The 20,361-nt window shown below is 47.3% G+C and carries 21 protein-coding genes, 2 pseudogenes and 1 riboswitch; of the genes and pseudogenes, 11 read left to right on the top strand and 12 right to left on the bottom strand.

The window, feature by feature from the left end; genetic code table 11:
• Positions 1-460 precede the first annotated feature (460 nt).
• A pseudogene (locus VP98_RS18480) lies at positions 461-843 on the top strand (amino acid permease); the annotation flags it as partial.
• A gap of 141 nt (positions 844-984) precedes the next feature.
• Here VP98_RS18480 and VP98_RS04835 read toward each other — a convergent pair.
• Complete coding sequence (locus VP98_RS04835) at positions 985-2,379, bottom strand: amino acid permease (protein ID WP_046174226.1); 1,395 nt, start codon at positions 2,377-2,379, stop codon at positions 985-987.
• A gap of 74 nt (positions 2,380-2,453) precedes the next feature.
• A riboswitch (Lysine riboswitch) is annotated at positions 2,454-2,633 on the bottom strand.
• Positions 2,634-2,719: 86 nt separating this feature from the next.
• Here VP98_RS04835 and VP98_RS18475 point away from each other — a divergent pair.
• A pseudogene (locus VP98_RS18475) lies at positions 2,720-2,947 on the top strand (amino acid permease); the annotation flags it as partial.
• Positions 2,948-3,294: 347 nt separating this feature from the next.
• On the opposite strand, the gene VP98_RS04825 reads toward VP98_RS18475, so the two are convergent.
• A complete protein-coding gene (locus tag VP98_RS04825; protein ID WP_046174224.1) occupies positions 3,295-3,477 on the bottom strand; it encodes a CsbD family protein in 183 nt (60 codons plus the stop codon).
• Between the two features lie 56 nt (positions 3,478-3,533).
• Positions 3,534-4,712, bottom strand: coding sequence for an AI-2E family transporter (locus VP98_RS04820; RefSeq protein WP_046174223.1), 1,179 nt, complete (start codon positions 4,710-4,712; stop codon positions 3,534-3,536).
• Between the two features lie 176 nt (positions 4,713-4,888).
• On the opposite strand from VP98_RS04820, the gene VP98_RS04815 reads away from it, so the two are divergent.
• A complete protein-coding gene (locus VP98_RS04815; protein WP_046174222.1) occupies positions 4,889-5,695 on the top strand; it encodes a YitT family protein in 807 nt (268 codons plus the stop codon).
• Positions 5,696-5,729: 34 nt separating this feature from the next.
• On the opposite strand, the gene VP98_RS04810 is transcribed toward VP98_RS04815, so the two are convergent.
• From VP98_RS04810 to VP98_RS04795, 4 genes are all read right to left on the bottom strand, one after another.
• Positions 5,730-5,942, bottom strand: coding sequence for a DUF2922 domain-containing protein (locus VP98_RS04810; protein WP_046174221.1), 213 nt, complete (start codon positions 5,940-5,942; stop codon positions 5,730-5,732).
• 47 nt (positions 5,943-5,989) lie between these two features.
• On the bottom strand, positions 5,990-6,208 hold the full coding sequence (locus tag VP98_RS04805; RefSeq protein WP_046174220.1) for a DUF1659 domain-containing protein: 219 nt from the start codon (positions 6,206-6,208) through the stop codon (positions 5,990-5,992).
• 127 nt (positions 6,209-6,335) lie between these two features.
• Positions 6,336-7,352 (bottom strand): L-glyceraldehyde 3-phosphate reductase, encoded by a 1,017-nt coding sequence (gene mgrA / locus VP98_RS04800; RefSeq protein ID WP_046174219.1) that lies wholly within the window; start codon positions 7,350-7,352, stop codon positions 6,336-6,338.
• Positions 7,353-7,590: 238 nt separating this feature from the next.
• Entirely contained in the window at positions 7,591-7,728 is a 138-nt protein-coding gene (locus VP98_RS04795) for a YvrJ family protein (RefSeq protein ID WP_046174218.1), read from the bottom strand.
• A gap of 137 nt (positions 7,729-7,865) precedes the next feature.
• On the opposite strand from VP98_RS04795, the gene VP98_RS04790 reads away from it, so the two are divergent.
• The gene (locus VP98_RS04790; protein WP_082087836.1) at positions 7,866-9,296 is read left to right on the top strand and encodes a potassium/proton antiporter; all 1,431 of its coding nucleotides are present in this window, start codon (positions 7,866-7,868) and stop codon (positions 9,294-9,296) included.
• Between the two features lie 230 nt (positions 9,297-9,526).
• Here VP98_RS04790 and VP98_RS18230 read toward each other — a convergent pair whose 3' ends face one another.
• Positions 9,527-11,176, bottom strand: coding sequence for a sensor domain-containing diguanylate cyclase (locus VP98_RS18230; protein ID WP_052712134.1), 1,650 nt, complete (start codon positions 11,174-11,176; stop codon positions 9,527-9,529).
• Positions 11,177-11,278: 102 nt separating this feature from the next.
• On the opposite strand from VP98_RS18230, the gene VP98_RS18225 reads away from it, so the two are divergent.
• Entirely contained in the window at positions 11,279-11,935 is a 657-nt protein-coding gene (locus VP98_RS18225; protein ID WP_052712133.1) for a DnaD domain-containing protein, read from the top strand.
• Positions 11,936-12,143: 208 nt separating this feature from the next.
• Here the strand turns inward: VP98_RS18225 and VP98_RS18765 are convergent, their stop codons facing one another.
• Complete coding sequence (locus VP98_RS18765) at positions 12,144-12,284, bottom strand: hypothetical protein (protein WP_156151316.1); 141 nt, start codon at positions 12,282-12,284, stop codon at positions 12,144-12,146.
• Between the two features lie 5 nt (positions 12,285-12,289).
• A complete protein-coding gene (gene hemG / locus VP98_RS04775; RefSeq protein WP_046174217.1) occupies positions 12,290-13,684 on the bottom strand; it encodes a protoporphyrinogen oxidase in 1,395 nt (464 codons plus the stop codon).
• 142 nt (positions 13,685-13,826) lie between these two features.
• On the opposite strand from hemG, the gene VP98_RS04770 reads away from it, so the two are divergent.
• From VP98_RS04770 to VP98_RS04750, 5 genes are all read left to right on the top strand, one after another.
• Positions 13,827-14,300: a DUF523 domain-containing protein gene (locus tag VP98_RS04770; RefSeq protein WP_046174216.1), complete on the top strand. Its 474-nt coding sequence runs from the start codon at positions 13,827-13,829 to the stop codon at positions 14,298-14,300.
• Positions 14,301-14,372: 72 nt separating this feature from the next.
• Positions 14,373-14,759 carry a DUF4830 domain-containing protein gene (locus VP98_RS04765; protein WP_046174215.1) on the top strand — a complete coding sequence of 129 codons (387 nt, stop codon included), beginning with the start codon at positions 14,373-14,375 and terminating at the stop codon, positions 14,757-14,759.
• Positions 14,760-14,836: 77 nt separating this feature from the next.
• Positions 14,837-15,709, top strand: coding sequence for an alpha/beta fold hydrolase (locus VP98_RS04760; RefSeq protein ID WP_407919200.1), 873 nt, complete (start codon positions 14,837-14,839; stop codon positions 15,707-15,709).
• Positions 15,706-16,563, top strand: coding sequence for an aminoglycoside 6-adenylyltransferase (locus tag VP98_RS04755; RefSeq protein WP_046174214.1), 858 nt, complete (start codon positions 15,706-15,708; stop codon positions 16,561-16,563). The genes VP98_RS04760 and VP98_RS04755 overlap by 4 nt, the downstream gene beginning before the upstream one ends.
• Before the next feature lie 54 nt (positions 16,564-16,617).
• Complete coding sequence (locus VP98_RS04750) at positions 16,618-17,085, top strand: VanZ family protein (RefSeq protein ID WP_046174213.1); 468 nt, start codon at positions 16,618-16,620, stop codon at positions 17,083-17,085.
• A gap of 123 nt (positions 17,086-17,208) precedes the next feature.
• On the opposite strand, the gene VP98_RS04745 is transcribed toward VP98_RS04750, so the two are convergent.
• Both VP98_RS04745 and VP98_RS04740 read right to left on the bottom strand, forming a co-directional pair.
• Complete coding sequence (locus tag VP98_RS04745) at positions 17,209-17,643, bottom strand: hypothetical protein (RefSeq protein ID WP_046174212.1); 435 nt, start codon at positions 17,641-17,643, stop codon at positions 17,209-17,211.
• Positions 17,640-18,458 carry a YwqG family protein gene (locus VP98_RS04740; RefSeq protein WP_046174211.1) on the bottom strand — a complete coding sequence of 273 codons (819 nt, stop codon included), beginning with the start codon at positions 18,456-18,458 and terminating at the stop codon, positions 17,640-17,642. The genes VP98_RS04745 and VP98_RS04740 overlap by 4 nt, the downstream gene beginning before the upstream one ends.
• 185 nt (positions 18,459-18,643) lie before the next feature.
• Between VP98_RS04740 and VP98_RS04735 the strand changes: the two genes are divergently transcribed.
• Positions 18,644-20,350, top strand: coding sequence for a methyl-accepting chemotaxis protein (locus VP98_RS04735; protein WP_046174210.1), 1,707 nt, complete (start codon positions 18,644-18,646; stop codon positions 20,348-20,350).
• Positions 20,351-20,361 lie beyond the last annotated feature (11 nt).

The raw sequence follows: 20,361 nt of genomic DNA, 5'->3' as shown, positions 1-20,361 counted from the left end.
GGCGGTATTTTCTATTTTGGGGCGGTATTCAATGAGCCAGGGGCGGTACATCTTTTTTCCGCCCCGGCAGCACCGGAAACCGCTCCAAATTTCAGTATACCGCCCAAAGAGCGATAAACTGCATAATAGAAATGCCCCGTTCAATTTGAGCGGGGCGTCAAACTGTAGACAAAGCGGTTCTCAAAAGGCCGCTTTGTCTTTTTTATACACTTAAGCAGACCGGATTCAGGCTGGCTGCAGTGATTTCCACGATCAGCTGGCCAGCTCATGGAAGTGAAAGTAAGCATCGCTTACAAAACAGTAAGATCAGCCATTTTGCCGAAAGAAAAACAGGTGCAGAATGGTGAAAAGAGAGAATTTTACCGCTGGGTTAAATTCTTAAAAAAGTTTTAATATTTTATTGAAATAATTTTATTGTTTTAATATAATAAATTTTGAAAAATTTTAGAAAGAAGTATGAATCGATCATTATTTCGAAAAAAAGAATATTAGGGATCTGCTTGATGGCCAGCCAAAAAGCGCGCTCAAAAAAGAATTGGGTGCCTTTGATTTAACAATGCTGGGTATCGGTGCCATCATCGGAACATGGATTTTCGTTTTGATGGGAACAGGTGCCTTAACCGCTGGACCGGGATTAATTATATCCTTTGTGATTGCGGGTCTTGTTTGTTTGCTGCCCTGTCTTATGCGGAATTTGCGTCAACGGTACCAATCGCAGGTTCTGTTTACACATACACGTATACCACTCTTGGTGAATTGCTTGCTTTTATCATTGGCTGGGATCTGATCCTTGAATATCTGATCGCTGTAAGTGCTGTGCCAGTCGGCTGGATCACCTTTTATGGAAACCTGGATTTTCGGATTGATTGCCGGCTTGATGGATGCTCTTATTTCGCTTATTCACGGAAGCATTCAAAATTAAATCAATAACAATAAAAAAAACCGTCCCAAATTTGGGATGGTTTTTTGATACAAGAAAGATTGTTATTTAATAAGACGTGAGCGCAGCAGAATAGGATAAATCACAACACCTAGAAGGAACAATCCAATTCCAAGAGTAAAGGTTACCCAGTCTGCTGTTCCTGATCTAATAACCCAAAGAGAGTACACAAGCGCAATTGCAGCAATCATTCCGTGCCGGATGCGTGCTTTGTCGCCTGCTTCGTACGTTTCGCCTTTTAAAGTAAGCTTTAACAGATACAGAGATGAAACCAGGTACGGAATCAAGTAAGCAAGCGTAGCGGACGTTGTTAAGAACGTAAATGCTTCGCTGATTGTTCCGGAAATGGTCGAGAAAATAAAAATCTGTGACATGGCGTTTGTGACGGCTAATGAGCGGGACGGGCTGCCGTTTTTATTCACTTTCGCAAAGAAAGCCGGGAAATTTCCTTCTTTTGCTGCAGTATACGGCACCTCAGAGGCGAGCAGAATCCAGCCAATTGTGGAACCGAACAACGAGATCACTGCAAGCAGGGCCATCACAATTGCACCTGTATCACCGATCAAAACGGAGAGAGCATCAACAAATGGCTTATCAGACGATCTTAGCACCTCCTGCGGCAGCACTCCCATTGTGATCAGGGTCAGCGCAATATAAATGGCAAGGGCAATGAGCAGTCCAAGGATTGTTGCGCGCCCGACATCACGCTGGGATTTTGCCCGGCCGGACAAGATAACAGCTGATTCGATTCCAACAAATGCCCAAAGCGTAGAAATAGCTGCCATGTTTACTTGACTGAACAAGCCATGTGCCTGGCCTTCGCTGTCTGTAATCGGTGTATACATCTCGCCAAAGTTTGATACTTGAAAAGCAAACAGAGCAGCCGTGATAAACAGCAGAAACCCGATCACTTTTGAAGCAGTAGCGGCAAAGTTTAACTTACCGGCAGTTTGTACGCTTGTGATCAAAATAAAATGTGTTCCCCAGAGCAGCAAGCTGCAAATGATAAATGTAATCGTCTGTCCTGCAGAAACTTGCTGGGAGCCAATTGTGAAAAGGAGATGTTCACTTCTCATAACCGGGAAAAATGTTGATAAGTAGCCTGCAAAACTTGTAATGATCGCGACATTGCTGATCCAGTTAGCTACCCAATAGCCCCACACCATTGAAAAGCCGGCAGTATTGCCGTACTTTGGTGATTCAAACAACGACCGCGCGTAGCTTTGCGGGCCGCCTGTTAATTCAGGCTTGCGAATTGACAGTGTGCCAAACACGAGAGCAATCATTAAAACGCCAAAGCCGGTCAACAGCCAGGCAATCGTTACACCAAGCGGGCTTGCGATCTGAGCCAGCGTGCTCGGCAGCATAAAAATACCGGAACCGACCATATTTCCGACGACAATAGCGGTCAGAAGCCATAAGCCCCATTTTTTATCCATTCCATGTTCCTCCTAAATAAAAAACACAAATGCAGGGGACATTTGTGTTTTATCGTTACAACCCTCATTTTCTATCTCTTTATAGTTCTCCACAGAATCGATCCGTGACAGTTTTGCACCTGTTCGATACAAACCCAGCTTGAAGCATAAAATGGATGCTTCAAACTTCGGCGATTATTCCTTTTACATACCTTCATCAGTCCCATTAGACTTCTGATATGCTACTTTTAATAATCGCAACCTCTACCTCATTGAGACAGTCATGAGGATTTTATATTTGATTTTTATAAACTAGAGGATAACAAATACTATTTAGTTATGTCAATATAATATAAAAGTTATCGACTTCGTTACCCTGCACTCGTAATACCGGAATATTATTCAGCCGCTGATGAAATTCGTGAATACAGTAGAGCATAAGGCAATCGAATCCAATTACCAGGTGACCGTTTTTATTCCGCGGTTTATTCCGGGAAAAGGCTGGCACAGCTTTCTTCACAATCAATCCAGTCTGCTTATCTGGGCTTTTCCACTTTACCGTAGAAAGGTCGTCACCACAATGATTCCGTTATTTCCCATTTTCGGTTCGTATTCCTTGATTAATTTGCTTGTGGAGCTGGATATTTACAACCTGGTTATTGTTGCAAGTGCGTTAATTGCCAGCGTGGGCTCGATTAAACTGGCATAGCATGTATGCCAGGAGCAGCGTTCTGTTTATAGCGGGAGCGAAGGAATATAAGACAGCGTTTAAGGCGGTATTTTCTATTTTGGGGCGGTATTCAATGAGCCAGGGGCGGTAAATGTTTTTTCCGCCCCGGCATTAAAGAAAACCGCCCTGAATTTCCATATACCGCCCGTAACACAGAATCATCCGTCCAATAGCAAAGCCCCGCTCAAATGAGCGGGGCTTTTTTGTTAATGGCGGTTTTTCGCTTCGCCAATCCGGTCCTGTACTTCACCTTTTAGTTTGTCTTTTTGTGCGTCTGCCTGCATTCTGGCATTGTCTGTCGCTTTGCCGACTTGATCTTTGACTTCGCCTTTTGCTTTGTTGGCGGCACCTTTCAGTTTATCGCCAAGTCCATTGTTGTCATGTGCCATAGTGAAAACATCTCCTTTTGATCTGTTTAATAGATGTTTACCCGGTACATGATGAGTTAAACGGAATCATCGTTTTCGATAACGGCGTACTGGTCTTCGGCTTTTTCAGAAAAACGGTTATAGCGGGCTTTGAATAAGCCAAACATATACTGGACAAATACTTTTAAAAGCGCATAAACCGGCAGGCCGATTAAAACACCGATCACACCGTACAGGTGAGCGGCAGTCAATAGAACAAAAATAATCGTGACAGGATGGATTTGAAGGGATTTTCCCATAATTTGAGGGGAAATGAATTTTCCTTCCAGCAGCTGTACCACTGTCCAAACAAGAGCAAGCTTGACGACCATCAGCGGGGACGTGACAATCGCAATAATGATAGCAGGTGTAATCGCAATGACCGGCCCGAGGTACGGTACGACGCTCGTAACGCTGGCGATAGCGGCCAGCAGCAGGGCATAATCAAGCCCGATAATTAAAAACCCAATATACATCATAATACCGATGCACAGGCTGACCAGCATTTGTCCCTGAATATATGAACGAAGCTGTTCATCCATTTCGATCAGCATCGCGCCGGTGCGGCCGCGCATTTTTGGCGGCAGCACATGCAAGAAGCCCCCATACAGCTTGTGGCCGTCTTTCAGCAGGTAAAACAGGATAAACGGAACGGTCACAAGAGAGACGATAAAGTTGGTTAATGTCGCAATGACACCGGTAATACTGTCAAGTGCCTGGCCGGCAACGTCAGAAAAGTTTTGGGTAATCGAGCCAAGAAACTGCTCTGCGTTCGTCTGCAGGTTCTTGGAAATTTCCATATACTGTGCCTCAAGCGGCGAATTGCGTGCCCACATATCAATGTCCATGCCAAGCTCGCGTGCATAGCCGGGAAATGAAGCAATGAGCGCTTCTGTTTGATCGCGCAGGAACGGCAAAATTGTTGAAAAGAGAATGGTAATAATACCGGAAAGTGCGATAAACACCAGCAAAATGGCCCAGCCGCGTTTTACTTTATAGCGCTGCAGCAAGTTGACAAGCGGGCTTAGCAAGTAATAGCCGACAATGGATAAAATAACGGGGAGTGCGACCGTGCCAATAAATCCGAGGACCGGATCAAAAATAAATGAAACGTAGGAAAAAACCATAATAATGAGCCCAATCAAAAGCACAAGGCTTAAGACAAACAGGGCAGTGCGTCCGCCTAAGAATCGGACGAGCGGGGATTGCTCATTCATTCACGACCACTCCTCTAGTAAATCACAAGGGCGGAGGAAGCCGCCATTGGTTCCTTCTATTATACAATAAGAAGCGGGAAAACACGCATTTTCCGCTTTTCTGAAAACACTATTTTTTAAGGAACTGGCAATTTTTCTCTTATAATAAAAAGAAAAAAAGGAGAGGCTGTTTTTTTATGCAGATATTACTTGTTTTGGCCGGTTCAATGCTTGTTGCAGTTGCTTATAACTTCTTTTTAATCCCGCATGAGATTTTAAGCAGCGGTTTAAGCGGCATTGCCATTATGCTTGGGATTATTTCACCGCTTAATACCGGAGTGCTGAACTTTTTGTTAAATCTGCCTCTCCTCGTGCTTGGAGTCATGAAACTCGGCAAAAAATTCATTGCCTATACGGTTCTGTCGGTGGTGGCACTATCTGTTTTTCTTTATCTTGTTCCTGTTACACAGCTGTCGACGGAGCCGATTTTATCTTCGTTGTTTGGCGGCGTTTTGACCGGTGCCGGCGTCGGCCTGACCTTTCGCGCTTCAGCCTCATCCGGCGGCTTTGATATTCTTGCGATGCTGCTTGCGAGAAAGCGTGATTTTCCGCTTGGTACGCTGTTATCCATTATGAATGCCGGGGTGATTGTCGCGGCCGGCTTTATCTTCAGCTGGGATGCGGCCCTCAGTACACTGATTGCTATTTATGCAACCGGCAAGGTTGTGGATACCATTCACACAAAGCACATTAAGCTCACTCTTAATATCGTTACCTCCAAGGGCGACGAGTTATGTGAAAAAATGCTGAAAAATCTGTACCGCGGCATTACCGTAATGGATGCAAAGGGCGCCTATTCCGGCGAAAGCCGTTCGGTTCTTATGACCGTAATCACCCGTTATCAGTTAAATGAAGTAAAGCAGATGATTCACGAGGTTGACCCGCAGGCGTTTGTTAACATTACACAGACAGTGGAAGTAATGGGGCTGTTTCATCGGGAATAAAAAAACCTGTCCGGCTGCCGGACAGGTTTTTTTATTACAAAATATCGGTTACTTCACGGTCAATTAAGCTGGCGCTCTTGGCGGAAACAAATGAGCCGGTTGAGGCAATAAACACATTAGAAGCGATGATCGCGTCCATCGCCTGCTGAACCGCTGCTGCATTAACAGGTTCGACGGGCGCATCCACCGTAATGCTGGCTGTGCCGCCGCCCGCAGTAGTGAATTGAAGCTGCAAGGTTTTAGCCATGTAACATTCCTCCTTTCCTGGCTGCTGTAAATGATCAAAACAACCTTTTAATCATGAATGGTTGACGTGTCATTGCGCTCAACGGAAGCGAGCGGCATGGATGACAGGGTTGAAATCGCAGCTGCCGCAGCGCTGAACTGGTCAGGTGTTGCGGACGGCTTTACATTTGAATAGGATTTCGTTTTAAAAACCTGCTTGCCGTTTTCGTCGACCCCGTTGTCAAAAACGAGGCGAAGCGATGATTTCATTAATGTTGCCTGTGCCATTGTTTTTCCCCTCCTTTCACCTGCTACATACAGACGAGAGAGGGGAATCGATACCCTGTTTAAAAAATTTTTTCAAAAAAAAAACTGCCTTCCTCTCGAAGGCAGCTCTGCTTCTTTATTCGTTCGGTTACCCTTTTAAAATGGATTCGATTCTGGCCAGTTCGTCTTCGGAAAAGTCAAGATTATCAAGCGCCTTGACATTTTCCTCAATCTGGCTTACTTTGCTCGCGCCGATCAAGGCAGATGTGACGCGTCCATCGCGAAGAACCCAGGCAAGGGCCATTTGGGCGAGAGACTGACCGCGCCCGGCCGCTACATCGTTTAGGGCCCGGATTTGCGCCCGGACTTCCCCGGTAATCCGGTCTTTTTGCAGGAAGCCGGTGTTTTTAGCAGCCCGGGAATCCTCCGGTATATCCTGCAGATATTTGTTAGTCAGCAGCCCCTGTGCCAGCGGACAAAACGCGATGGAGCCGATGCCGTTTTCAGCCAGCACATCCTGCAGGCCGTCTTCAATCCACCGCTCAAACAAAGAGTAAGACGGCTGGTGAATTAAAATTGGCGTGCCGAGATCTCTGGCAATTCTAGCCGCTTCAGCCGTTTGCTCGGCGGAATAGCTGGAAATCCCGACGTACAGAGCTTTTCCCTGGCGGACAAACAAATCAAGCGCACCGATCGTTTCTTCAAGCGGCGTATCCGGGTCCGGGCGGTGTGAATAAAAAATATCGACATAGTCGAGGTTCATCCGCTTCAAGCTTTGGTCGAGGCTTGCGGTTAAATATTTTTTCGAGCCCCATTCACCGTAAGGGCCTTCCCACATATAGTAGCCGGCTTTGGTGGAGATAATCATTTCATCGCGGTACGGAGCAAAGTCCGTGCGCATGATCTGGCCAAACATTGATTCAGCAGAGCCTGGCGGCGGCCCGTAATTATTGGCGAGGTCGAAATGGGTAATACCGAGGTCAAACGCCCGGCGCAGCATAGCGCGGCCGTTTTCAAACGAATCGACGCCGCCAAAGTTGTGCCAGAGGCCCAGTGAAATGGCAGGCAGAAGCAAACCGGATTTTCCGCTTCGGCGGTACTGCATATTTCCTTTATACCGGTCAGGATTTGCTGTATAACGATCACTGATATCTAAGTAGGACATAGTCAAGAGCTCCTTTATCTTATAGTCTATCTTAGTGTAACGCTTTCATTTTTTGATGAAAAGTAGTGAAATTTTTAAAAGATAGTAGGGAATAGTATAGAAGCTATAAAAAAGATAGTAAGGCGGCAGGTTCTGTTGAAATAGATGAATGCTGAAAAGTGTTTTGTGAAAACATAAGCGAAATCAAAACACGCCAGAAAGCCGGGAAATCGCACGGATTTCCGGCTTTCTGGCCCGGTTATTCTTTCATTTTTCCGGGAAGATTCTGAATGGATTGAATGACGCCGTCAAGCTTTGTCTCAATCCGGTACAGCAGGTAGAATGTGACCGCAACAGGAAAACCAACTTCTTGAACGAGCGGCAAAATCGTTTCCATTGCGCTGTCCCTCCTTTCTTATGGTTAGGTACAGGGCAAGTGCTGAAATCGAAACCAGGCCGGGCAGATTAATGGAAAACGATCCTGTTATAATGTAAACTTATGAACAAGTACTAATTATAAGGAGGAAATGCTTATTGAATGTTGAATATATCATACTGTTGTTTGCTGCTCTGCTGTTGACGGGCGTTATGACGGCAAAATTTTCATCCAAGCTCGGTGTCCCGTCCCTTGTTTTTTTCGTTCTGGCCGGTATGGTTATGAACCAGTTTTATTATTTTGATGATGCCTGGCTGACGCAGCTGATCGGCACGCTTGCCCTGATTGTTATTTTGTTTGAAGGGGGTCTTCAAACAAAAGCAGCTCATATTAAATCAGTCGCGAAGCCGGCTTTGTCGCTGGCGACGTTCGGCGTCCTGATTACAACATTTGTTTCGGGCGCAGCGGCTGTGTACATATTGAATGTCAGCTGGCTGGAAGGGATTTTGTTTGGTGCAATTGTCGGCTCAACCGATGCAGCGGCTGTTTTTAGCGTACTCGGCGGCAAAAACATTAAAACGCGTCTTCGCAGCGTACTCGAAGCGGAATCGGGCACTAATGATCCAATGGCTGTATTTTTAACCATTACTTTGATTGGCCTCATTCAAGCTCCTTCATTCGAACCATTCTCTCTTTTATTCTACTTTATCTGGCAGATGGGTGCCGGACTGGCCTTTGGGCTTCTTTTTGGAAAACTTTCTTTATGGCTGATTAACCGGATCAATCTTGATTCATCAGGTCTTTACCCGGTTTTAACCATTGCGCTCGCTGTGTTTGCGTTCAGCCTTGTTACAGTGTGCAAGGCAAGCGGTTTTTTAACTGTTTATGTAATGGCAGTTATGCTTGGCAACAAAGATGTAACCTACCGCCATGCTATTATCCGTTTTAATGAAGGCTTTGCCTGGATGATGCAGATTGTCATGTTTACGCTGCTTGGAATGCTCGTTTTTCCTGCCCAGCTTTTGGACGTTGCCTGGCAGGGTGTCCTGCTTGCGGCTATTTTAATTTTCCTGGCGCGTCCTGCCGGCGTTCTGCTCAGCCTGCCCGGCAAAACGTTTTCTTTTAACGAAAAGCTTTTTATTTCCTGGGCGGGCTTAAAGGGAGCGGTTCCGATTATTCTGGCAACCTATCCGCTTGTCGCTGGAATTGACGACAGTCATTTGCTTTTTAATGCTGTGTTTTTCGTCGTCTTATTGTCCGCTCTTGTTCAGGGTGCTCTGATCGGCCCGGCTGCCTCATTTTTCAAGGTGGAAGGGACGGGGAAAGTCATTCAGCCGCCTCACAGCCTCGAGCTTGTTTCCATGGGGAAAACAAACAGTGAAATGATTGAAGTAGTCGTCCGGGGTTCCGCTGCCGGAAAAAAAATTCAAGATCTGGTTCTGCCGGATAAAACGTTAATTACGGCGGTCATCAGGGGAGACAAACTTATTACCCCTTATGGAGGCACCGTTTTAAAAGAAGAAGACGTGTTATACGTATTAACGCCGAAAATGCGCAAAGATTCGGTGAAGCAGCTGTTTACCGTGTAAACATCGTTCTGCTAAAAAAGCCGGTGCCCAGAGAAATGGGCACCGGCTAAGAGCGTAGACAAAGTTAGAACCCAGGCTGATTGAAAGCGTCTGCCTTTCCAGGAACGCAGCCGGCTGGGAAGCGGAGTGACCTTTTGGTCATGAGCATTCACAGCTGGCAAGTGACGCCGAAAGCGGGCGTTTGCCAACAGCCTGAGCCGGAGTCCAGAGCAGTGGACACCGGCTTTTTACTATAGAGAAGTAAACGTCACTCTTCCACGGCCCTGCTGCTTGGATTGGTACAGGGCTTTATCCGCGTACTGAATAAGCAGGCGCGGAGACAAAATAGGCGTTGGAACCAGCGTGGCGGCGCCGGCACTAATGGATAAACGGCCGGCCGGCGCTTTTTCATGCAAAATATCCAGCTGTCCAACTGACGCCAAAAGCTCTCCGCCAATCTCCCGCACGTCCGCTTTTGATCCAGGCGGAACAATGACGGCTAATTCCTCCCCGCCGTACCGCGCTGCAAACAAGCCGTACTTTTGTGCTGTTTTTTCTACTGCTCCTGCAACGAGCTGAAGCGCACGGTCACCGGCATCATGGCCGTAGTAATCGTTGTACTTTTTAAAAAAATCAACATCGATCAAAATCAGGGACAGAGGCTGTTCAGCCTGCGAGGCCTCTTGAAAAAGAGAAGCGAGCTTTTCATCAAAATAGCGCCGGTTGCCGATGCCCGTCAGTCCGTCGCTGAGAGATAAACGGCGCAGCTGTTCATTGGTCCGTCGCATATCTTCTTCTGCCTGAAGGCGGAGAGCATGCTCTTTTTGAAGGCCGTCCGCCATATCATTATAAGCGCTGCACAGCTCACTGAATTCTCTGGCGGAATGTGCCATCCTATTCTGGTCAATTCGATGCCCGTAGCCGCCCTTGCGCAAAATAGCCGTTCCTTCAAGCAGCGCCTGAATAGGACCGGTCATTTGCTGAATTAAGTTCCGGATAAAAAAATACGACATCACAAAAATAAGCAAAAGAATGATGCCCATAAAAAACAGAGTTTCATAAAAAGGGGCTTCAATTTCTGCCATTGACACCTCGCTGATGAGCACCCATTCGTTGTGGTTAATCCACTTATACTGGCCAATGGACCTGATGCCATCCGCATTGTCATATGGCTCCGTCTGCTGCTTTTCCTGAAGGGCAGCCTGAAAAATATCGGTATCCTTGATCGAAGAAGGAAACTCATTGGAAGAAGCGCTTAAGACGGTTCCCATTTTATCTGCAAGATAAACCGTCCCCGTTTCCCCGTATGCAAAATCACTGACGATATAGCGGAGTGAGTCAGCCAGCACAATGCCTGCCAATATGCCGCCAAACCGCCCGTTTTCATTTGTAACCGGAGCAGAAAAAATTACAGAGCGGGTGTCGCTTTCCCCAATAAGCCGGATACCCGTTGTATATGTATGCCACTCCATTCCTTCCTGAAAATAAGGCATATCATATACATTGATCTTTCTTGTTTGGGCTGCTGCATTTGTATTGTATAAAATATCACCGGACCGGTCCGCATAAAACAAATCGTAAAAAAGCGTCCGGTTTTTTCCGAGCAGATTGAGCTTTTCATAAAAACTATCTTTCTCTTTCCATGATGCTTCCGGCAGCTCGCTTAAATAATTAATATCCCGGGTCAGCTCATCCTGCCATTCGGATATAACCTCCTGCTGCATTTGAAGAACTTCGTTTAAATTCATCAATGCATCGTCTTCCCGCTGTTCCTGGACGAAAATGAGCAGCGGCAAAATCGACAGCAGCCCCCCGAACAAAATAAGTGCAGCAATACCGGTGAAAAAACGGCCTTTAAGCGTTGTTGTCATCCAGTTGTACGTGTATGAAACCAGCTTCATTTTTCTCCTCCACTGCGATTCTTTCTTTATTGTAACAAATTTAGTCAAATGGTATCGTTTTTTTTCATTTTTTGTATATAAAAAGAAAAAGGAGTTTTCCACATGTCAAAGCTTATGAGAAACGAACGGCCGCTGCTTATTTTGCCGGAGCTTGCAGCGGAAATTGGGCTGAACGAAGCGGTCATTTTGCAGCAGATTCATTACTGGATTTTGAAAAGAAAGCATGTAATCGAGGGAAAAAGCTGGGTTTATAACACATACGAAGACTGGCAGAAGCAGTTTCCGTTTTGGAGTGCCGCAACGATTGCCAGGACTCTTCAGCGTCTTGAAAAGCAGGGGCTTATTTTAACCGGCAATTTCAATACAATGGCTTTTGATAAAACAAAATGGTATACAATTTGCTACGGTGCAATGACACAATTTGGCGGAATGATCCAGGCAGAAGTGGCAGTCGAAGCCGCCGGATTGCCAGCCCCTATACCAGAGAAGAACGAACAGAAGAATAACAAACAAAAGAATATAAACAGAGAAGCTTTTTTATCAGAATGCCTTCATTTTGAACAATCACTCGGAACGGACAAAGTCGAAGAAGCCTGGGAAATCGCTGCCGCAAAAGGCATCACGGCCTGGGCATATGTCCGCAAAATTTTAATGAACTGGGAAAAAGACCAGCAGGGCCGGCCGGAAAAAACGCCGGAGCCGAAGCCGCTGTATGAGCCGTTAGTATTGGATCTGACTGCAGGAGAGGGGATTGGATAAGCCGGAGCCTGGCCGCTTTATGACCGCTGTGATGACGCGGGGGGTAATTTTAAAGATTCCGGCAAGAAGAGGTATTCCAGTTTGCAGATAGCGGCTTTTATTATGTTGCTCGCCGAAGGATCGATTCACAGTAACGCCAGATGAATAAAGCCAAAACAAAGCGCTATTCCTTATCTGGCAGGAATAGCGCTTATTTTACAGTTTCATTTTAAATGCGGCGGTTTTCCACGCTTTTCATTCGATTCTGGTCATTGGGCTCCCGGTTTTTCGTTTTTAAGCGTTCATTTTCTTCCATTTGCACGTACTTTGTATTGCTTTTTGATCTTTCTTCATATTCTTTGTTGTCCATAGCCATCACTCCTTTTTAGAAGTGTGCCCGTTTTGCAGAACGGCATCCGCGGTCTGCCGTCCATTTTGAATGCAGGCGCCGATGCCGACGCCAAAGTAGGAGCAGCCGGCCAGATGGATGTTCGGATAGCGCTCATTCAGCTTTTCGGAAAGCTCGGCCACTGCCTGGCCATGGCCGAGATGGTAATTCGGCATAAGATTTGTCCAGGGAGTTATCTCAACCGTCTGTGGCTTTTCAGCAATGCCCAGGCTTTTTTCCAGGTCAGCCAGAGCTGTTTCGACAAGCTCCTTTTCACTCATTCGGGCCAGAGCCGCATAATGCGGACTGGTGCTTTTGTAAAACAGCCGGACAAGCAGCTTGCGGTCCTTAGATGTATGCGCCCATTTTCGGCTCGTCCAGGTGCAGGCGTCACACGTTAAGCCGCTTCCGGCCGTCACAATAAAGCCGGTGCCGTCTGCCGGCAGGCGCTCATCAGGAATGTCAAAGCCAAGATAAACGCTGGTAAGCGATGAGTTTTGAAATTGATCAAAGTGCTGATCCAGGGAGGCATCCGCCAGTATTTTTTGAGCGGCATGATGCGGGATGGCCAGAATCACGTCATCTGCTTCGATGGTTTCTCCATTTTGCAGGGAAACCGAGCAGCCGTTTTCTTTTTGTTCAAGCTTCGTGACAGCTGTTCCCTTCCGCACGCGGGCTCCGGCTGACCTCTCTTCTAGCCGGTCGATCAGTGTGCCGAGCCCGCCTTGAAAAGAAATAAATTTCTTGCGTGCTTTTTCTCCGAGAAAGGTTTCCTTATTGGCTGAAAAGCCTTTGATAATGCTGCCATATTTGTTTTTATACTCAAGCAAATAGGGCAGCGTGGATTTCATCGTTAAATTGTGGAGCTTGCCGGAATAAACGCCGGATAAAACCGGTGCAATTTGTTTTTCGACGATTTCCGGCCCTAAATAATACGTTAAAAAGTCGCCGACAGAGTCATCCGGACCAAACGGATTATCTGTTTTTTCGAAGTCAGCCAGCGCTTCCTGCTTGCCTTTTTCAGATAGAAGTGTGCTTTCCTGCAGGGATTCCGTGCTGGTCGGAATGCCGAATACGGTTTCCTCGGGAATTTTATGCAGCGTGCCATCGGTAAATAAATAAGAAACGCCGGTTTCGTTATAGACGAGTTTGTCCGTCAGTTCCAGTTCTTCTACAAGCGGCATGACCCCCGCATTCCGGGCCACAATCGAATCCGCGCCTGTTTCAATCGTAAAGCCGCCGTGCGTCACCGTCCGGATTTTGCCGCCCAGCTGCTCGTCCTGTTCAATGAGCACAATGTTCCATTCGGGTTTTTGGACGGCCAGATGATACATAGCAGTAACGCCGGTAATGCCGCCGCCGATTATCACAACTGTTTTCATCATTTCATCTCCTCAAGACGATCATAGCACTTTTCAAGCAGCTCTCTCCAATGGAAAATCGACAGTTCCATTAACAGCGTGCCCGCCGCTTTTTCCTTTTATGTTATAATTTGGATCACCTTATACCAGGAGAGTGATAAAGATGATTTTAGTCAGTTCGTGCCTGGCAGGAATGAAGGTGCGGTATAACGGAACAGATCGTCTTGATGAACGCATCCGCCGGCTTGTCGATGAAAAAAAAGCAGTTATGGCCTGTCCCGAGCTGCTCGGCGGGTTTCAAACACCAAGGCCGCCGGCAGAAATCATCGGCGGAACAGGGGAAGATGTGCTCAATGGACGGGCCAGCGTCGTCGATTCACTTGGCCGTGACGTAACAGCGATGTACATGGCCGGTGCAGCAGAAACGCTTAAGATGGCAAAGGAGGCCGGGGCTGCCATCGTTGTGCTGAAAGAAAACAGTCCATCATGCGGGAGCAAAGCGATTTACAACGGCACCTTTTCAGGTGAAAAAATACCAGGCGCCGGCGTAACGGCGGCTTTGCTGCGGCGAAATGGGATCAAGGTTTTATCAGAAGAAGAATTTTTAGAGGAAGCGGACATAAATTCGCCGGAATGAATTTGGGCAGCGGGACATAACCGGGGAGAAATGGACACAAAATGAAGTAAGCGGACAAAAGGGGGAAATGAATTGAAAAAATGGCTGCCGCTTTTCCTGATGCTTGCCGGCTGCAGCGGAGAAATTCCGCCCGGGCATAAAACATATGCAGAATCACTTGGCTGGCATCTGGATAAAAAAGAAACAGAAGAAACGAACATAATCGACTATACACCAGAATTGTATGAAAGCCTGGCAGCCGCAGGCCTGGATCTGGCTCCTTATGATGGCGAAGAAGTAACGGCTTCCACGTATTCACTTCAAGAAAAGCAGAAAAATGGCGAGGGCATCTCTCTCGTCATTTATGAAAGCAACAACCGGGTGATTGGAGCAGTGGGCGTGCTCGAGGACTGGACTCCAGGCGTGTTTTCCCCGCGCGAAAACAAAGAGCTGATCGAAAAAGATATAGTGGACAAATAAAAAAGGGCTGTCACACGGAGAGGCTGGAAGAGAAAGCCGGACGTTCGTGCTGGCTGACTCGATAAGGAGGAAAAAGCTTGAATCATCTTATCGGTACATATGAGACAGAAAACCATATGCTTGAATATGGAATTATGGGAGACGGCCTGCCGGTGCTTGTGATGCATGGCGGCCACTCCAACTGTTACGAGGAATTTGGCTATCAGCATCTGGTCGATCACGGCTGCAAGCTGATTACGCCATCGCGGGCGGGATATGGCCTTTCCTCGGCCGCTTCACTGGAGGAAGCGGTCAGCCTGTATGTAAAGCTGCTGGATCATTTGAGCATCAGCCAGGTGCATTTGATTGGCGTGTCGGCCGGCGGCACAAGCGCAATCAAGCTCGCTTCCTTATTTCCGGAAAGAGTCAAAACACTATCCCTGCAAAGCGCGGTTGTCGGCACCTGGCTGACAGCGGAGCATACGGAATATAAAACCGCGCAGATTATTTTCCGCCAGCCCTTTGAATGGATAACGTGGAACCTGCTGAAGACATTCAGCAATATCAGCCCGCGCCTGGCTTTTAAGCCGCTGTTTTCTTCTTTAAGTACATTGTCTTATGAAGAAGCAAAGCCTTTAATCTGGGAAGAAGATATCGAAGAACTGCGCAAAATGAACAACCGCCAGCGGTCCGGCGAAGGATTTTTAATGGACCTGAAAAACTCGGCCGCCATTACCGAGTCGGATTTAGAACGAATCACCTGCCCGACGCTTATTCAGGCAAGCATTAACGACCGTTCCGTTTCCAATGCACATGCTTATTTCGCCAATCTGCATATTCCTTCAACCAAACTGAAGCTGTACAATACATGGGGACATTTAATCTGGCTTGGCGAAGGCTCTGTTCAGGTCGGTGATGATGTTATCGCGTTTATCCGGGAGCATGAGGAAAGCGGGGAGAGAGCGAAATGAGGAATCAGCGTACTGAGCAGGAAATGAGGGAGCTTATTTTGGATACGGCCAGGCGGGACGAACGGGTCCGCCTTGTCGGCATGAATGGCTCGCGCGTCAATCCGAATGCCCCGAAGGACGATTTTCAGGATTATGACATTGTATACGCGGTTACCGAAATGGAATCGTTTTTAAGCGAACCGGAATGGATTGATGTGTTCGGTAAACGGCTCATCATGCAGACGCCGCAGACCTCGGCGTTATTCCCATCGCAGCCCGGCGGCCGCTTCTCCTATTTAATGCTGTTTACGGACGGGAACCGGATTGACCTGACGCTTATGCCGATCAGGGATATTGATCATTATGAGCAGGAAGATTCACTGACTGACATTTTACTAGATAAAGATGGGCGCATTACCGCTCCCGTGTCCTCCTCGGACCGGGATTACTGGATTAAGCCGCCGTCCGCTGCTGTTTACGGTGACTGCTGCAATGAATTCTGGTGGATCACTACATATGTGGCAAAAGGGCTGGCGCGCGGAGAAATTTTGTATGCGCAGCATCACTTGAACCAGCATGCCCGTCCGATGCTTTTGCTTATGCTGGAGTGGCAGGCCGGAATCGATACCGGCTTTTCGGCCAGCGCGGGCAAAAACAGCAAATGTTTAAAAAAATACCTGCCGGAAAAAGAATGGTATTCCCTGCTTGCCACTTATGCGGGCGGGGAAATAGAAGACATCTGGCGGGCGCTGTTTGAAATGATCGGGTTATTTAGAAGGACTGCAAATCGGGTCGGCAGCCACTTTCAATTTGTGTATCCACTTGAAGAAGACCGGCGCGTTACCCGGTATTTGCAGGAAATCAAAAACATCTAATCAATCGTTTGCTTCCGTCCGCCGGTATCGAGAGAAGATAAAGGAGAAGGAAGAATGCGTTTTGGAAAATGGCTTTTGTTTAGTTTTTATTTGCTTCTGCTGACGAAATTTATTTTATTTAAGCATATCCCTGAGCTGAATGTGCAGCAGCTGCTGGATAAAAGTGAGCTTGCGCTCCGGTGGGAGTCGGCGAATCTGGTTCCTTTCCGGACCATTCAGCTGTTTTTAACGCCATCGCCCTTAACGCCGTTCGTCCGGATTCAAAATCTGGCCGGCAATGTGCTGCTTTTTGTCCCGCTTGGATTTTTTTTGCCCTGGCTGTTTCAACGCTGCCGCGGCTTTTTCCGGACAGCGGGAGCAGCAGCGGCGGTAAGCTGCTTTTATGAAATTGTGCAGCTTTTATTCGGCTTTGGCAGCCTTGATATTGATGACCTGCTCCTTAATACTGCCGGCGGCATGATAGGGTACGGGCTGTTTTTTCTTATGAAAAAAGCGCTGCTTAGTGTATCCGTCCATCTTTAAGCAGCCGGCCGGGGCGGAATAACGAGATTTAGGGCGGTTTTCCGCACGCCAGGGGCGGTACGGCTTTTTACCGCCCCTGGCACAGGAAGTACCGCCCCGCATACAAAAATACCGCCCTTATTTTCAATAAGAGCGGCTTATCTTTCGTTTTCGCCATTTCCATATAACGAATCCTGCTGCAGCGGCCAGCATGACCGGCAGCCAGGCGGCAAGGTTCATCCAGTGAAAAGGAGCATCATGGGCATAGACCGCTTTCTTCCATTCGTGCTGTTCTGCTTCTACCGCGATGGCCGACTGCACGGAAGTTCCGTTTAGTTCAAAATAGCCGGTTCCGGGAGAATAAGAATTAGAGGCATCTCCATAGTATTCTCCGGTCATCGGGTCTGCCGTCCGCTTTACTTCACCGATTTTTCTGCCAATATCGGCGGCCTCGATGGTTTCTTCTGTTACCTCATATACACGCCCGTCAAAGACAACAAAAGGATAGGCCCAGCTTAAAGCCTGCACCGGCCCGGCGAGAAACAGGGCCAGAAAGCAGAACAGAAGGGTTTTCGTCATGAGCAGTCCCAGTTGTACCAGGCATTTTCAAATTTTTTCGCTTTTAAGTCGTCCAGGGAAATAAAGAAATTGCCAATACCGGCATCTCCCCACATAATCTCCCAGTCCTGCCCGCTGCCAAAGCACGAATCAAGCTGAAATAACAGAACATGGTCCTGCTTGCCGTTTTTCATGTACTCCCGCGGGTCGGTCTGCGTAAAACTCGGATAGCCGCCGAGCTGCGTGCCAAAGCCCATCAAGTCGTCATATTTCTCATCATACGGATCAAAACCGTCAAACTCATATTTTCCTATGCCAAATACCCGTTCAAACTCAATCGAATCCGTTAGCAAAATTTGCTGCGACAGAGCGGGGAGCATAGCAAGCTCTGTGTCCACGATCAGATACTGCTCTTCATCGGCAAACGGCGTATGCATGGCCAGCTGCTCCTCACGTGAGTAGCTTTCTTCCTCGAATGATTCAAAATAAAGCACCCGGTAGCCGTCTTTATTGTCATAATCATCAAAGTCTGCCCCGATTAAGTCGTCATAGTAATCTACATAAAAAGCCAGCAGGCCATGGGAAGGATAGGGATCAAGAGGAGGCATTTCGGCAAAGTTAATCTGTGCCAGCAAAGAAAGCGGCCTTCCATCGGAATTGACCGGAAATTCCATCCGTTTTGGCACGTAGCCGATACCCCCTGCTTTGGAAGTGGTCAGCGGCAGTTCTCCGTCGGGCTCAAATGAAAATTCAATAATATCCTTTTGTGTATGTAAAAATGCTTCCTGCCACTGCGCGGGGATCAGATCTTTTACTTTTTTCGCTACATTATCCATTTCACACCTCGAATTTTCTTTTCGTTTTTTCTCTAAAAAGCATACCAAAAAAAGAGATAAAATTCCAATTATTTCATAAAAGGAAAAGAGGAAACGCTCTCTTTCACGGAATTTTAAAAAAGTACTTTATATCTATCTTTTTTGTACGATAAATAGGTGGAAGACGGTGCCTGGGGGGAGACACAATGAATGGTTTACAATGGAGAAACATGCGGATCGGATTGAAATATACCGTTATTTTTCTCGTTATGGCGGTCATTTTCTTTATCGCCATATTCGCTACGTATTTCTTTTTGTCCGGAGCACAGGGGGAAATGCGGAAAACAGATACAAAAAACAATGTGGCCAGCGATGCGGGCCAGCTGGTCGCGTCGTACCATGAAAAATATGCATTGATTCCGGAATATCTTTTGCTTGCAGATGAAGAAATGCTGTCATCCTATCTGGATGCCAGTAAAGAATTTGTGGCAGCCGCTAAAAAAATGAAGCCGCATTTAACAGACGATCAGCTGCCGATTTTCGATCAGATGATCGCCAATAATGATGAACTGGACCAATATTTTTTCAGCACGGTCGTGCCGAAAGTGCAGGATATTGATACGAAGGAGTTTCAGGCGCTTCAAATCGAAGTGAATGCCTTAAAGCAGGAAACCATTGAGCTTGGCAATGAGCTGAAAGCGTCAGCCGTTGAATCCAGCCGGGATGCAATCGGCTCTGCTTCAAAAAGCCTGGCGGATACAATGGTTGTGCTGCTTGCTTCGGCTGTGGCAGCTGTCGTTATTTCGCTGATTTTGCTTGTTTTCACAAGCCGGTCGATCAGCCGTAATTTAAATAAGATCGTCCAAAAAAGCGATGAAATTGCCCAGGGCCGTTTGAACACTGAACCGCTTACGTATACGGGAAGAGATGAAATCGGCCGGCTGTCGGCTGCGGTTAATGAAATGGGAGAAAGCCTGCGGGGAACGATTTCAGATGTCGCGGTTTTGTCACAGGAGGTTGATTCACAAAGCGCCATGCTGTTTACAGCATCCGAAGAAGTGAAGGCGGGAAGCGAGCAGGTTGCCATGACCATTGAGGATATGGCGCAGGGAGCGTCAGCGCAGGCGGACAGCGCCTCGGTTATTTCACAAAATACCCGGTCATTCAGCGCGGATATTGTGCAGGCAGGCGAGCGTGCTAAAGAGCTCGGGCATTTTTCCGAAGAAGTGCTGGCAGTATCAACAAACGGCTACAGCCAGATGACCGAGTCGATGAAGCAGATGGAGAGGATTCATGCTCTTATGGAAGGATCTCTTGGAAAAATTAAGTCGCTCGAGGAAAAAACACGTTCTATTACAGAGCTTGTAGATGTGATTCAGTCGATTGCCGGCCAGACAAATCTGCTGGCACTGAATGCTTCGATTGAAGCGGCGCGTGCAGGGGAAGCAGGCAAGGGATTTTCTGTTGTAGCCTCCGAAGTGAGAAAGCTGTCGGAGCAGGTCGGTGAGTCCGTCGGCAGCATTACCGCTATTGTTACCAGCATTACGGCCCAGACAGCGGCCATTTCAGGAGAGTTAACAAATGGGTACAGCGAAGTCGCCAGAGGGTCCGAGACAATGGAGCAGTCCGGCCGGAACTTTTATGATATTAAAGAACGCATTGGTGTGATGGCGTCAAAAGTGACGGACATTTCGGCGGTTTTTGCGGCTATTGAAAAGTCCAGCCAGGAAATTAATGAATCTGTCGAACAGATTGCTGCAATTTCCGAGCAGTCAGCCGCCGGTTCAGAAGAAATTTCGGCAACGGTGCTCCAGCAGGCGCAGTCGGTTGATTCAATTTCGGGCAGCGCAAGGAAGCTGACCAATATGGCCGAAAAAATGAATGAAATGATTCAGCAGTTTAAGCTGTCGTGAAGGGAGGAGCC

The sequence above is a fragment of the Domibacillus indicus genome (genome assembly GCF_000970685.1).
GTDB lineage: Bacteria > Bacillota > Bacilli > Bacillales > Domibacillaceae > Domibacillus > Domibacillus indicus.
The sequence above is the reverse complement of the archived record's forward strand: the minus strand, read 5'-3'. Positions and strand labels throughout refer to the sequence as shown.

Bases quoted from the DNA above. Each gene is read 5' to 3' on its own strand.
- VP98_RS04835 (WP_046174226.1), bottom strand. From the start codon at position 2,379: ATGGATAAAAAATGGGGCTTATGGCTTCTGACCGCTATTGTCGTCGGA.
- VP98_RS04825 (WP_046174224.1), bottom strand. From the start codon at position 3,477: ATGGCACATGACAACAATGGACTTGGCGATAAACTGAAAGGTGCCGCC.
- VP98_RS04820 (WP_046174223.1), bottom strand. From the start codon at position 4,712: ATGAATGAGCAATCCCCGCTCGTCCGATTCTTAGGCGGACGCACTGCC.
- VP98_RS04815 (WP_046174222.1), top strand. From the start codon at position 4,889: ATGCAGATATTACTTGTTTTGGCCGGTTCAATGCTTGTTGCAGTTGCT.
- VP98_RS04810 (WP_046174221.1), bottom strand. From the start codon at position 5,942: ATGGCTAAAACCTTGCAGCTTCAATTCACTACTGCGGGCGGCGGCACA.
- VP98_RS04805 (WP_046174220.1), bottom strand. From the start codon at position 6,208: ATGGCACAGGCAACATTAATGAAATCATCGCTTCGCCTCGTTTTTGAC.
- mgrA (WP_046174219.1), bottom strand. From the start codon at position 7,352: ATGTCCTACTTAGATATCAGTGATCGTTATACAGCAAATCCTGACCGG.
- VP98_RS04795 (WP_046174218.1), bottom strand. From the start codon at position 7,728: ATGGAAACGATTTTGCCGCTCGTTCAAGAAGTTGGTTTTCCTGTTGCG.
- VP98_RS18230 (WP_052712134.1), bottom strand. From the start codon at position 11,176: ATGAAGCTGGTTTCATACACGTACAACTGGATGACAACAACGCTTAAA.
- VP98_RS18225 (WP_052712133.1), top strand. From the start codon at position 11,279: ATGTCAAAGCTTATGAGAAACGAACGGCCGCTGCTTATTTTGCCGGAG.
- VP98_RS18765 (WP_156151316.1), bottom strand. From the start codon at position 12,284: ATGGACAACAAAGAATATGAAGAAAGATCAAAAAGCAATACAAAGTAC.
- hemG (WP_046174217.1), bottom strand. From the start codon at position 13,684: ATGAAAACAGTTGTGATAATCGGCGGCGGCATTACCGGCGTTACTGCT.
- VP98_RS04770 (WP_046174216.1), top strand. From the start codon at position 13,827: ATGATTTTAGTCAGTTCGTGCCTGGCAGGAATGAAGGTGCGGTATAAC.
- VP98_RS04755 (WP_046174214.1), top strand. From the start codon at position 15,706: ATGAGGAATCAGCGTACTGAGCAGGAAATGAGGGAGCTTATTTTGGAT.
- VP98_RS04750 (WP_046174213.1), top strand. From the start codon at position 16,618: ATGCGTTTTGGAAAATGGCTTTTGTTTAGTTTTTATTTGCTTCTGCTG.
- VP98_RS04745 (WP_046174212.1), bottom strand. From the start codon at position 17,643: ATGACGAAAACCCTTCTGTTCTGCTTTCTGGCCCTGTTTCTCGCCGGG.
- VP98_RS04740 (WP_046174211.1), bottom strand. From the start codon at position 18,458: ATGGATAATGTAGCGAAAAAAGTAAAAGATCTGATCCCCGCGCAGTGG.
- VP98_RS04735 (WP_046174210.1), top strand. From the start codon at position 18,644: ATGAATGGTTTACAATGGAGAAACATGCGGATCGGATTGAAATATACC.